Raw genomic sequence first — 12,514 nt, 5'->3', positions numbered from 1 at the left:
GAACCACCATGGCCAAGCGAGCCAAAGCCATCATCACCTGCGCCCCGACCGGCGCGATCCACACGCCCAGCATGTCGCCCCATTTGCCGGTGACTGCCGACGAGATCGCCACCGCCGCCATCGACGCTGCACGCGCCGGCGCCGCCATCCTGCACCTGCACGCCCGCGATCCCAAGGACGGACGCCCGTCGCAGGATCCGGAGCTGTTCCGGCCGTTCCTTACCAGGATCCGCGCCGAGACCGATGCAGTGATCAATATCACCACCGGCGGCAGCCCGCACATGACCGTCGACGAACGCATGCTGCCGGCCACCACCTTCAAGCCGGAGCTGGCTTCGCTGAACATGGGTTCGATGAACTTCGGCCTGTTCCCGATGCTGGAGCGCTTCAAGGATCTCCGTCACGACTGGGAGCGCGAGCACCTGGAGAACAGCCGCAACCTGATCTTCAAGAACACCTACCAGGACATCGAGAACATTCTGCGCATCGGCAATGCCAACGGCACGCGCTTCGAGTTCGAGTGCTATGACATCAGCCATCTCTACAACCTGCGCCACTTCCTTGACCGTGGGCTGGTCAAGGGCCCGGTGTTCATTCAGTCCGTGTTCGGCATCCTGGGCGGCATCGGCCCTGATCCGGAAGACCTGATGCACATGCACCGCACCGCGCAGCGCCTGTTCGGCGACCAGTTCCGCTGGTCGATCCTGGGCGCCGGCCGCAACCAGATCCCGCTGGCCACCATCGGCGCGGCGATGGGCGCCAACGTGCGCGTCGGCCTGGAGGACTCGCTGTGGATCGGCCCGGGCCAGCTGGCCGCGTCCAGCGCCGAGCAGGTCACGCGCATCCGCACCGTGCTGGAAGCGCTGAACATCGACGTCGCCACGCCCGACGAAGCCCGCGACATCCTCGACCTCAAGGGCGCCGCAGGCACCGCGTTCTGAACCGCCGAGCCGCCATGGCGCGGCCCGGGCAGGCATCGATCACCGAAGACATCAACCAGGCCGAATGGCAAGCCCGCGCCACGGGCGCGGCGCCGTATCCGCCGATGGAGACCACGCACATGCAGACCGTACCCGCCTCGGGCGCACCGCCGCTGGCCGCGCCGACCGACCGCCCGCTGACCGCGCTACTGTTCCGCAAGCTCATGCCCTTGCTGGTGCTGTCGTACGTGATCAGCTTCCTGGACCGCACCAATATCGCGCTGGCCAAGACCCACATCGCGGTCGACCTGAACATCTCGGCCGCGGCCTACGGCCTGGGCGCCGGCCTGTTCTTCCTCAGCTACGCCTTCCTGGAAATCCCGAGCAACCTGATCATGCATCGGGTCGGCGCCCGCTTCTGGATCACGCGCATCATGGTGACGTGGGGCCTGCTGTCCGCGGCAATGGCCTTTGTCCAGGGCGAGACGTCCTTCTACATCATGCGCGTGCTGCTGGGCGCGGCCGAGGCCGGACTCTTCCCCGGCGTGATGCTTTACCTGACCTACTGGTTCGGCCGCGAAGACCGCGCGCGGGCGGTGGGCTACTTCCTGCTGGGTGTCTGCATCGCCAACATCGTCAGCGGCCCGCTGGGCGGCGCGTTGCTGGCCATGGACGGCATCTGGGGCTTCAAGGGCTGGCAATGGATGTTCGTGCTCGAAGGCCTGCCTGCCGTGTTCCTGGCCGCCGTAGTCTGGAAGAAGCTGCCCGACGGACCGGACAGCGCGCCATGGCTGACGCCTGCGCAAGCCCAGGCCGTGCGCAGCCGCCTTGCCGCGGAAGCCGCCGATGCCAGCACCGGCAAGGCCGGCCATTCGTTTTTGGGCGCCATGCGCGACCCGCAGGTGTGGCTGGCGATCTTCATCTACTTCTGCCACCAGATCTCGATCTATACGGTGATCTTCTTCCTGCCGGGCATCATCGGCACCTACGGCAAGCTGACGCCCGTGGAGATCGGCCTGCTCAACTCTCTGCCTTGGATCGCTGCCGCCATCGGCGCCGCCTGGCTGCCCCGCCACGCCAACACCCCGGGCCGCGGCCGCCGACTTCTGTGCCTGGGACTGGCCGTGATGGCTGGCGGCCTGCTGATCGCCGCCTTTGCCGGCCCGGTGATGGCGCTAGTGGGCTTCTCGCTGACCGCGCTGATGCTCTTCGTGGTGCAGTCGATCGTGTTCCTGTTTCCGTCGTCGCGCCTCAAGGGTGTAGCGCTGGCGGGCGGGCTGGCGCTGATCAATACCTGCGGGCTGATTGGGGGATTCATCGGGCCGTCGGTGATGGGGCTGATCGAACAGGCGACCGGTAGCACGCGTAACGGACTGATCATCATGGCGGCGCTGCTGCTGGTCGCGTGTGCGGTGGCGCCTGCGTTGCGGCAGGGGCAGGAGCGATGAGAGGCGTACCGCGAAGCCTGCTCAATCGCTTCCCGCCCTAGTGTCGCTATCGAATCGGCGTCAGCAGCGCCGGCGCACCGAACCCATCGAGCCGGGCATTGCTTCTTCCAAAGAAGCTTTCCCAGAACGCCTTCAACGCCTCAATGCTTTGCGGCGAACGATAGGAGGCCGCTGCGTTTCGCGCTCCCTTCGGCTCCGGGACAATCCCGGCGCCCATCACATACACGGACGCCCCACCAAAGTCCGCCCGCACGTTCGCCTTCTCGGCCTTGCGCAACTCCTGCGCAGGGTCGATTTGCCGCATGCGTTCCTGGCTGTAAAAGCTCGAGACCGACGAGTTCTCCAGCATGTCAGACACGATGAGCACAGTCTTCTGCTGCGCGGTCACCTCTCGTACCGCCTGCGATACCGCGGCAATGCTTGCCAGCACGTCAGAGCGGGCCAGCGCTTCGCTGCTTCCGCGCAGGGCTTCCCGAACCGAGTCCGCCACCAGCCTGGTGCCGTAAGCGTATTGCGACTTCAGGCATGCATCGAAGCTTTTCAGCGTCCTGACCGCCGTAGCGTCCCGCACTGACTGGTCTAGCAGTGGTGCCTCCAGCGTTCCGGCCGCCAACTGCTGCAGGTAACGGCCTTGCGCGTAAGCGGAGAAGCTGTAGACGCGAAACGTCGTTCCCGGTTTTAGCAGGCCCTGCAGGTGACGACCCAGCTCCGCAACGAGCTTGTCGTCCAACACCGTAGTCTGGTCGATCATCAGGAACAGTGCGCGCTGTGCCGATGCCGGTACGCCGAGCTGATTGGCCGCATAGCAACTCGGCATGTCCGGTGCGGCCCAGGCAGGCCCGCACAGCAATGTGGTGGCGAGCGCGAGCCATGCCGCCCAACCCCGCATGCCTGCGGCGAACCGGCTCGCCATGTCAGAGAAGGGCTTCCAGGCGGGCACGTTCAGCCTCCTTATTGCGTTCGTCTTCATCCTTGCGGGCTTGCTCCTCAGCGAGTCGAGCGGCTTCCTGTGCCGCCTTGCGCTCAGCCAGCCTCGCCGTGACATCGTCGCGCACAGGGTCCGGGAGGCTCTGGAGCAACGCTACGGCATCCGCTTTGCGGCCGGCGGCGGTCATGGCATCGATGCGCGCGAGCACGCTGGCGGTATCGGTGGAGTTTTCAGCCGCCGTCGGCATGGTCGCCTGCGGTGTATAACCGGCAGCAGTGACGCGCGAACGGGACGTACGCGCGTCCATCAGGTAGTCGTCAAAGGTATGTTCGAGCCGCAGGCCATCATTGGCGCGCCGTTCACTCATCTTCTGCTGCAAGGTCTGCAGCTTCGACTGAGCCACTTGCATCAGCGGGGTAAAGAACGCAAGGTAATCGTCATAGGTAGAGAAGCCACGTGTGCCGCGGTAGGCGGCTTGGCTTTCCTTACCGGCAAAGCCCCACTTGTAGCCGCCGGCGATGCCCACCAGCTGCGTGATCGCAAAGATGAACGCGAGCATCAGGAAGGCTGCGAGACCTTCGTCGGCATAAGCGGCGTGGCCATCGGCCATGGCCTTGTCGTCGGCCTTCTGCTGTTCCTGGCGAAGTTCGTCCGGCAGCGCCTGGCCAAGCTTGTCGAACGGATTGCCCGCGCCGGGCGCTTCGGAGACGAGTGCGGTTTGCGCGGTACGCTCGGCTTCCAGGTGTTTGACACGCATTACGGTAGAGACCACCGAGACAAAGACGATGATGACCGCCGCCACGCCCACCATGAAATAACTGCGAGTCGTGCCCACACGGTTCACGCACTGCTTGTACTCAGGCTCAGCCTCGTCCTTCTCTTGCGGATCGTTCAGCTTGATATTGTGGCTGGCAAACTTGCCAGGCTGCCCCTCGCCGCGCCACTCCGAGTCGGCCTTGGCGATCAGGTTGCTACGGTAGAGCTGATGCCCGGCACTGTGCATCACGAACACAAAGATCACGCACAGCACGAACACGATTGCCCACATCAGCAACTGGCGCGCGTTCTCGCTCCCGCCTTCGCCGGCCATCCACGTCCCCAGCATGTACGAGAAGCCCAGGCCTTCGGCAAGCACCAGCACGCACAAGAGCCCCATCATCCAGCCGGGCGTTGGCGAGCGCCCGAGGTCGTGCGCCTTGGACAGGTAGGTCAGCCGCTTGTTGAACTCTTCCTCCGTGGTGAAATGGATGAACTGCTTGTAGGCATCGCACAGCGTGCGTTCGGACAACGTCCAGGATTTGTCCTTGGCGAAGCGCGTCGTGTCCCGGGACAGCCGAGCGATCTTGCCGATCAGCGGCAGGCTGTACCAGAGGTTCATCAACGCAAAGTCGATCCGAAACTTGTTGCCCAGGTACACCACGAGCAACACCGCGAGAGCGAGCGCCGAGTTCAGCGCCGCAAGGTTCTCATTGATCCATTGACTCATTGCTTTTGATCTTTGTGGTTCGTTAATCAGATCTTGCCGCTACCCGCCATGCGCGGATTGAATGCGGCGGAGTAGCTGTTGCCGTCCTTGTCGTAGCGCAGCCACGAGCCCCGCGCCTGGTCAGGCGAGGCATGTGGAATCACGATGTCGAGGCATTGCAGCGGCGCCTTGTTGACGAAGACGCGATAGAGCAGACCCTTGTCGCCACGATAGGTATTCACCTGTGCCTCGGTGCGGAGGTCCGCGGTCTGGCTTGCGTCGTGGTAGTTCCGATAGACCAGCACTTCAGGGCGGCGCGCCGGCGCGCCACCGTCGCGCAACACCGCCACGCCTTTCAGCGCAACCAGATGGCCGTTGACGGTATCTGTCCAGATGGTGTTGTACAGGCCGGGCATGTAGTCGGCAGTGCGATAGGCCTTGTCGTCGCTGAGCGATTTCACGGCACGTGCCTCGCGTGGCCGGTCCTGGTCGCAGCGAGCCAGCGGCGTGTCGGCTACCGCCGAGGAGATCAAGGCGAAGCCGCCTTGCCGATCGAGCTTGCCGAGATCCGGCACCATCGCGCTGCGGCCAGAAGGCGTGCCACCGAAGTCAATCGACGGCGTGCCAGCCGTCCGTGTCTGCAACGCGGGACTCTTCTTCTGCGCTACGGCAGGCGAGGGCGAGGTAGCGCCGGAGGCCATGGCCGGCCGTTCATCGCTTCGCACCTTTGCTGTATCGCTGTGCGCCCCGCTTTGCCGCATCGGACGGTCGGAAGCGGTGCCTGCAGAGGGTTGCGATTTCTCCCGGTCACCTTGGCGAGTAATCGCTGTCGATTTCGCCTGTGTGGCGCCGCCCGACTCACCGCCCTTGCCGGACTGAGCCCGCTCAGCGGCAGACTGGCGATAGAAATCAACGTTGGGCCGGCGGGCGTCCAGATACTTCGCGAAGGCCGCTTCGTCGGTCACATCCACGATTTCGACGCGGCGATTCTTTGCCCGTCCCGCTTCGTCACGATTGTCGGCCAGGGGCATCGTTTCCCCCGCGCCCTGGTAATAGAGCTGCGCCTCCGCCACGCCCGCATCACGGAACAGCGCCGCAACGGCACGCGCTCGCTGCTCCGACAACTCGGCGTTCAGCGTGGAACTCCCGGTATCGTCGGTATGCCCTATCAGCAGGATGCGTCGTGACTTCAGCGCCTCGACGGCCTGCCGCTCCTGTGCCGTGGATTTGTGGCCAAGCTGCCTGGCATGCGCGGCGTAGGCGTATTGCTGGGCGATCTCCGTGAAGGCAATCCGGGCTTCCGGTGCCAGCGTGCTCGATCCGGAAGCAAACTGGCCATTGCCACCCGTACCGGTGTCCCGCACCGACACGGACATGCCGATCCCACCTTGTTCACGCTCGCGCGATGCCGGTGGCATCGCGCTGCCGTCGGCAGCAATGTCGACCATCGTGACATCCAGCCCATGCTTCTTTGCAATGCGCGACAACTCACAACGGCGGTGATCCATGTCCGCCCCGATCAGTCCGCCCAGCGCCGCGCCAACACCCGCGCCGAGCAGTGTGCCGACCTTCTTGTTGCCGGATACGACATTGCCAAGCACGGCCCCCGCAATCACACCCGCCGCGATCCCGATATTGCGGGCGTTATTGGAGCAAGGGTCATCGCTGGCAAAGGTCTCCTTCAGATAGGCTCCCGGCGCGGTAGCGCATCCGGTAACCATCGAACAGGCAACCGCCAGACTGGTCCACCGCCACACGGCACGTGTGGCGGCCCCTCCCATCGTATATGTCGCGCGGTGCGAGCCGCCAACCGATTTTTTGTTCTCGTTGTGCATCGACCTCTGTTCCCTTGAGCGCCTTGCCTGATCCAATGACAGGCACAATGGGGCGCCACGAGAATATCGGCGGATGTTGGAAAAACTTGAGGGCAGGTCCGACCGCGGAGGCAGCGGCACGCTGAGAAGGGAATGGGCGGGGCATTAGCCCGGCCGTCGATGTTAGTGGCCGACCGTGTGCGTGCCAACCCTCCATGGGCCATGCTTCAGTGGGGTACGGACCGAACAGGCGGGCACCGCGTTGCGACCAACGCCTACGGTCTTCCCCTCAAGTTCTTCCTCTACGAGAACGCGGGAGACGCGGCCTCGGACGATTTCAGCGGCAACTGGTTGCGACGCAATTGTGGCGCCGGATTGAGGCCGTTGGATAATCCAACAACCAACTACCTTGAGAACCCCGCAGTGAAACGAAGCACTCGATGGATACGCCTTGCCCTGGCGCTGGTTGGCGCCGTGCTGCTCGGCGATGCCGTCGCACTGATGGGGATGGGCTTGTTCAACTTCGGCATCACGTTGCCGGCGTGCATCGGCATCGTGTTCCTGCTGCTCGCATTGTGTTGGAATGGCGTGGCGCGATGGCGGAAGGCGGACCGGCGGCGGCAGTGGCTTTGGCGTGCCGGATGGATGGCGTTCGCCGTGTGGCTGGTTACTGTCGGCGTTTTCTTTTATGGCATCCGCAGCGGCATGGGCGTTTCCGTACCCGCGGGGATGCCGGTGAAGGCCATCGTCATTCTTGGATCTGGTACCCCTAACTGCAAGGCGTCGCCAACGTTGATTGCGCGACTGGATCAGGGACTGGCGCAGGCGCGAAGGTGGCCGGACGCCAAGGTCGTTGTGAGTGGTGGGCAGGACTTTGGGCTGCAGTGTGTCGAGGCGGACATCATGGCCGATTACCTCGTTGCACGCGGGATAGCGGCGGACAGGGTGATTCGCGAAGGACGCAGTACCAGTACCGAAGAGAACCTGGTGTTCAGCCGGCGGTTACTGGAGGAGCAGGGCATCGATGCCACCGACTCCGTTGTGGTGGTAACCAGCGACTTCCATGTACGGCGGGCGGTGCAGATTGCCGGGAAGGCTGGCTTCGGCAAAGTCGCCGGAGTCGGGGCGGGAACGCCGATCTACCTTCGATATAACGCCTGGCTCCGCGAGTACTTCGCAGCGATCAGCGGATGGGTGTTGAGGGAGTATTGAGGCTTCTGCGTCCATGTCGTACCGCACATCCTTTTCCTATCGCATTCGCGACCGGAGCATGATCGCGACGTGACGCTTTCGCCTCACTCCAACCCGACTCCACCCGCTGAGCACAGGACTAAAGTGCGTCCTGCTTGTCGGGTTCGCTGACCTCGACTAGCCTGCTATGGATGTCAATCCACTTCGCTGCACTGCGATACCCATTTGATGCCAGAACGCCCGACCACCCGCTATGACAAGGCGCTGCAGCGCCTGCGCGCGGTCTTTTCCCCGTTGAACCTGGCGGCGGCGGCGTGGCTGATTGCAACATGGGCGTTCGCGGCGTTCCAGCTCGTGAGCGAGCGGGACCGCTTGCTGCACGACGCCGCCAAGCGTACCCAGGCCCAGGCCCAGGCGTTCGGCGCGTACTCGAAATCCAGCATCCTGCGACTGTCCGAGTTCCTGCTGGACCTGCGGGCCAGCTGGCTGGCCGGCCAGCCGGGGTTCATCGAGATGGTGCGTGAGCGGCAGAACCTGGTGGTGGACCTGTCATTCCAGGTGTCGGTGATCGACAAGCATGGCCTGCTCATCTACTCGTCCATCGCCGGGCCTGCGCCCACTGAGAAGGTCGACCTGAGCGGGCGCGAGCATTTCCGGGTCCACCAGAACGCGGGCGGGCGCGACATGCTGTTCATCAGCGACCCGGTGAAGGGCAAGGTCTCGCGCAAATGGTCGATCCAGTTCACGCGCCCCATCCTGCGCGCGGGCAGCTTCGACGGGGTCATCGTGGTCTCGGTCAGTCCGGAGCAGTTCGCCAGCTTTGCGCAGACATTCACTGAACGCGATGGCGAAGTGGCGTCGGTCATCAAGACTTCCGGCATGGTCCTTGCGCGCGTGCCGGCGCTGGAGGGTACGCTGGCCAGGGCGGTCAGCAACAGGCCGTACCTCGCCAGCGGGTCGCCCGACTCTGGTAGTTATCGGGCGATGTCGGGCTCCGAAGGCGTGGAGCGAGTCTTCGGCTATTACCGTTTGCCGGAGTTCGGGCTCAATTTCGTGGTGGGCGAGGCGGTCAGCCTGGTGCTGGCGCCCTACGAGGTCTATCGCCGCGTAGCCCTGGCCGGCGCCATGGCTTCCACGCTGCTGCTTGCCCTGCTGTACTACAGCCTGCGCCGCTCCATGGCGGAGCGACGGCGCCATATGGAGGAAATGCGGCTGGCTTCGCTGGTCTATTCGTCCAGCAGCGAGGCCATGGTGGTGACGTCGCTCGATGGCACCATCATCGACGTGAATCCGGCCTTTGCCGCCGCCACCGGCTATACCGCCCAGGAGATCCGGGGCCGCCCGGGCTATGGCATCAGCGGGGCAGGCAATGCGGCAGGTCTGGTCGAACGCCTGCGGGCCACCGTGGCAGCCACGGGCCGATGGAGCGGCGAACTCTTCATCCGCCGCAAGGACGGCAGCGAGTTTCCCGCCTACCTGACCGTGGATACCTACCTGGCCCACGCGTATGGCGAGCGCTGCCGCGTTGCGCTGATCCATGACATGACCGAGAAGCGCCAGGCGGAGGAAGTCATCCGGCACCAGGCGAATTTCGATGCGCTCACGGATTTGCCCAACCGCCGCCTGTTCTTCGACCGGCTGGAGCAGGAGATCGGGCGTTCGCGCGGCACGCTGGATGCGGTGACCCTGCTGTTCATCGACCTGGATCGCTTCAAGGAGGTGAACGATACCCTCGGCCACGACCAGGGCGACCAGTTGCTGCTGGAGGCGGCGCGGCGCATTGCGGCATCGGTGCGCGCGCGGGATACCGTGGCGCGGCTGGCCGGCGACGAGTTCACCGTGATCCTGCCCGAGGTAGGCGATGCCGGCGTTGCCGGGGACATTGCCCAGGCGATCCTGCAGCGGATTGCCGCGCCTTACCGCCTGGCAGGCGAACTGGTGGTGGTGTCGGCCAGCATCGGCGTGGCGACCTGGCCCAGGGACGCCGACAACGCCGAGGCCCTGCTGGTGTGCGCCGACCAGGCGATGTTTGCCGCCAAGGCCGAGGGCCGCAATCGCTGGAAGGTCTTCTCGCAGGCGCTGCTGCAGGTGGAGCGGGAGCGCCTGCGCATCACGCAGGACCTGCGCACGGCGCTGGCGTCCGGGCAGTTCGCGCTGCACTACCAGCCCATTGTCGATCTGCGCACCGGCAAGGTCTGCAAGGCCGAGGCCCTGATCCGCTGGGACCATCCGGTGCGCGGGCCGATCCGCCCGGCCGATTTCATTGCCGTTGCGGAGGAATCCGGCCTCATCATCGACATCGGCCGCTGGGTGCTGACCGAAGCGCTGGACCAGCTTGCGCGCTGGCAGGTGCTGCTGGGCAAGGACTTCCAGATCTCGGTCAACAAATCACCCGTGGAGTTCAGCACCCCGGCGAGCGGGCCCGAGTCCTGGTCCAGCATGATCGAGCGCAGGAACGTGCCGGTGGGCAGCCTCGTCATCGAGATCACCGAAGGCTCGCTGATGGAGCAGAACGCCGATGTCATGGACCAGCTCTCCCGCTTCCAGGCGGCCGGCATCGAGATCGCGCTCGACGACTTCGGCACCGGCTACTCGTCCTTGTCGTACCTGCGGCGCCTGGACATTGACTACATCAAGATCGACCAGTCCTTCATCCGCTCGCTGACGCGGGGGCCGGACGACGTGGCCTTGTGCCACGCCATTATCAGCATGGCGCATGCGCTGCGCATTCGGGTGATTGCCGAGGGTGTGGAGACGGAGTCGCAGCGGGACATTCTGGTGGCGGCTGGTTGCGATTACGGGCAAGGGCACTTCTTTTGTCCGCCGGTGGAGGCTAGGGCGTTTGAGGCGTTTGTGAGTGCGGTGACTTGAATTCATTTGTCGCCCCTGGTGCCGTGCCTCGGCGATCAGGCCAGAACGGGCGTCGGGGCCGGGACGCCTTTGTACCTTCGATTCAATGCGTGGTTGCGGCAATATTTTGCGGTGATCCGTGGTTGGTTTTGAGGGAGTACTGAGGCTTCAGGTTGCGGCACTTCTAGGTGCTAGTACCTGAACGGCGAGAGGTCCTCAAAGCCAGCGCCATACCGCGATACGGCCTCTTCATTCCCCGAGTAGACGCGATGCATCTGAGCGATGTGTTTGGCCGCGCTCGCTGATTGCCATGGACTTTCATACGGCGCCCGAATCCTAAACGCGAGAACAACAAGCGTCCGGAGGTTGTTGTGCTAAATGCCATAAGTCGGATGCCGATATACGTATTTTGAGCGGCGCGACAGATATGAGTGACTCTTTAGATTTGGAACGAGCCAAGCTGGCACTGGAGCAAGCGAAACTAGCGTACATCAAGAGAACGTTCTGGACAGACCTTGGCGCAAAGTACTTACTACCCTGCTGCGTGCTTGTCTTGTCCTATGCCACATACTTGAGCAACAACGAGCAAGCCCACAAGCGGCTGGCGTTCGAAAGCGATGTCAAGGCGCGGGAACTTCAGCATAAAGAGGAAGAGATCGGCCTCCGGCGTCAGGACTCAAAGTTTGCTCGCACAACTAGGCAATCCGCATTCATCCTACAGAATTACCAACTGGTCAGCTCCCCGGACGCAAGAGCGGAAGATCGCGTGATTGCCCTTGCGCGCGCAGTATTTGCTGAAAAGGAAGATTTGGATGCAGTCATTGCGAAGGTTCGCCAGTTGCGCTCAACCCTGTCGGCTCCGTCAGCCTCCAGCGCGATCGCATCTGTGCAAACCTATTTGGATGAGGGTAGAAAGGCTCTTCGTAGGGGCGAAACTGCACTCGCTCTCCAATCCTTCGACAGCGCGACGGTGCTTGCACCAAACAGCGCGGATGCGTGGAACAGCAAGGCTTATGTGCAAATGCGCTTGGGGTACAACGAGGCTGCACTGACTAGCATCTCGACGTCCATTTCCCTTTCTCCGGAGGGGAACCAACTACGCCAGAATGTCGCATTGAACGCGGCAAAAATACTCTGCTCCCTAGGTCGCTTCGACGATGCCACGTCCTACCTGAGTAACAGTATTGCGGTAATTCCCGGCCTTGGGAGCATCGCGAAAAATGAGCAGGAATTGAGAAGGCGATGCAATCTCTCTTGAGGGAGCTAAGCCCACCCGCTGTCTTGGCATTGTCGCATCGCGCTCGCTCGCTCGCATCATTTGCGCTTTTAGAATGCGCTCGTAACTGGAGCCCGGCGATGTCTGGCTCACGCTTGAGTCGACGCCGACGCATCAACTTGCAGCATAACCCAATGCCAGCGCCAAAACGGCGCAGGACTAGCCTCGCGCCGTTTTGCTTTCGGGCCCGCGTTGCGCGGGCCCATCCCTCGTCAGACAAGCGCCTGCAGACGGTCGGCGCACTGGTCGATCTGCCGCTTGAGCGGCGAAAGCAGGGCGTGGAGGCCTATGCTGTCGGGAATATCGCCGGCCTGCAGGTCCAGCAAGGTCAGAACCGACTGGAACCCGGCGCTGGCGCGCAAAAGGTCGTCGCTGACTTCGAGGATGTGGTCCTCGAGGGTGACGGCTTTGCTAGGTTGCGGTGGGGCAGCCTTGGCGCGGCGGCGGAACTGGGCGCGGTCAACTTTGGCCAGGTTTTCGGCCAGCTGGGCTTGTTTTTGGGCGAGGGTGGGATCTTGGGGGGTTGGGGTGGTGCTAGTCATTGCGACCTCCGTATATGTGGGATGGAGGCCCGCTGTCCGCTGTCAACCGGGGTGGGCGGGCACGAAGCAGGATTGACAGA

At 63.6% G+C, this 12,514-nt stretch carries 9 protein-coding genes; 5 read left to right on the top strand and 4 right to left on the bottom strand.

Translation table 11 applies throughout. The annotated features are described in order from the left end of the window. Positions 1 to 8: 8 nt before the first annotated feature. Positions 9 to 941 carry a 3,5-dioxohexanoate:acetyl-CoA acetone transferase gene (kce, locus tag AC3FMM_RS21790; RefSeq protein WP_326347577.1) on the top strand — a complete coding sequence of 311 codons (933 nt, stop codon included), beginning with the start codon at positions 9 to 11 and terminating at the stop codon, positions 939 to 941. 119 nt (positions 942 to 1,060) lie between these two features. Further along, the gene (locus AC3FMM_RS21785; RefSeq protein ID WP_488687505.1) at positions 1,061 to 2,368 is read left to right on the top strand and encodes an MFS transporter; all 1,308 of its coding nucleotides are present in this window, start codon (positions 1,061 to 1,063) and stop codon (positions 2,366 to 2,368) included. A 46-nt stretch (positions 2,369 to 2,414) separates the two neighbouring features. Here the strand turns inward: AC3FMM_RS21785 and AC3FMM_RS21780 are convergent, their stop codons facing one another. Genes AC3FMM_RS21780 through AC3FMM_RS21770 form a run of 3 tightly spaced genes read right to left on the bottom strand, consistent with a single transcriptional unit; the run spans position 2,415 to position 6,596 of the window. Then, a complete protein-coding gene (locus AC3FMM_RS21780) occupies positions 2,415 to 3,308 on the bottom strand; it encodes a hypothetical protein (protein WP_488687469.1) in 894 nt (297 codons plus the stop codon). After that, the gene (locus AC3FMM_RS21775; protein ID WP_488687468.1) at positions 3,283 to 4,782 is read right to left on the bottom strand and encodes a hypothetical protein; all 1,500 of its coding nucleotides are present in this window, start codon (positions 4,780 to 4,782) and stop codon (positions 3,283 to 3,285) included. The genes AC3FMM_RS21780 and AC3FMM_RS21775 overlap by 26 nt, the downstream gene beginning before the upstream one ends. Positions 4,783 to 4,808: 26 nt before the next feature. Then, a complete protein-coding gene (locus AC3FMM_RS21770; RefSeq protein ID WP_488687467.1) occupies positions 4,809 to 6,596 on the bottom strand; it encodes an OmpA family protein in 1,788 nt (595 codons plus the stop codon). Between the two features lie 132 nt (positions 6,597 to 6,728). Between AC3FMM_RS21770 and AC3FMM_RS21765 the strand changes: the two genes are divergently transcribed. From AC3FMM_RS21765 to AC3FMM_RS21755, 3 genes are all read left to right on the top strand, one after another. Then, the gene (locus AC3FMM_RS21765) at positions 6,729 to 7,787 is read left to right on the top strand and encodes a YdcF family protein (protein WP_488687466.1); all 1,059 of its coding nucleotides are present in this window, start codon (positions 6,729 to 6,731) and stop codon (positions 7,785 to 7,787) included. Positions 7,788 to 7,994: 207 nt separating this feature from the next. Beyond that, positions 7,995 to 10,637: a bifunctional diguanylate cyclase/phosphodiesterase gene (locus AC3FMM_RS21760; protein WP_488687465.1), complete on the top strand. Its 2,643-nt coding sequence runs from the start codon at positions 7,995 to 7,997 to the stop codon at positions 10,635 to 10,637. Positions 10,638 to 11,187: 550 nt separating this feature from the next. Continuing rightward, positions 11,188 to 11,874, top strand: a complete 687-nt coding sequence (locus tag AC3FMM_RS21755) for a hypothetical protein (RefSeq protein ID WP_488687464.1) — start codon at positions 11,188 to 11,190, stop codon at positions 11,872 to 11,874. Positions 11,875 to 12,104: 230 nt separating this feature from the next. On the opposite strand, the gene AC3FMM_RS21750 is transcribed toward AC3FMM_RS21755, so the two are convergent. Continuing rightward, a complete protein-coding gene (locus tag AC3FMM_RS21750; protein WP_488687463.1) occupies positions 12,105 to 12,434 on the bottom strand; it encodes a DUF1484 family protein in 330 nt (109 codons plus the stop codon). Positions 12,435 to 12,514: the final 80 nt, after the last annotated feature.

The sequence above is a fragment of the Cupriavidus sp. 207A1 genome, assembly GCF_057798955.1.
The sequence above is the reverse complement of the archived record's forward strand: the minus strand, read 5'-3'. Positions and strand labels throughout refer to the sequence as shown.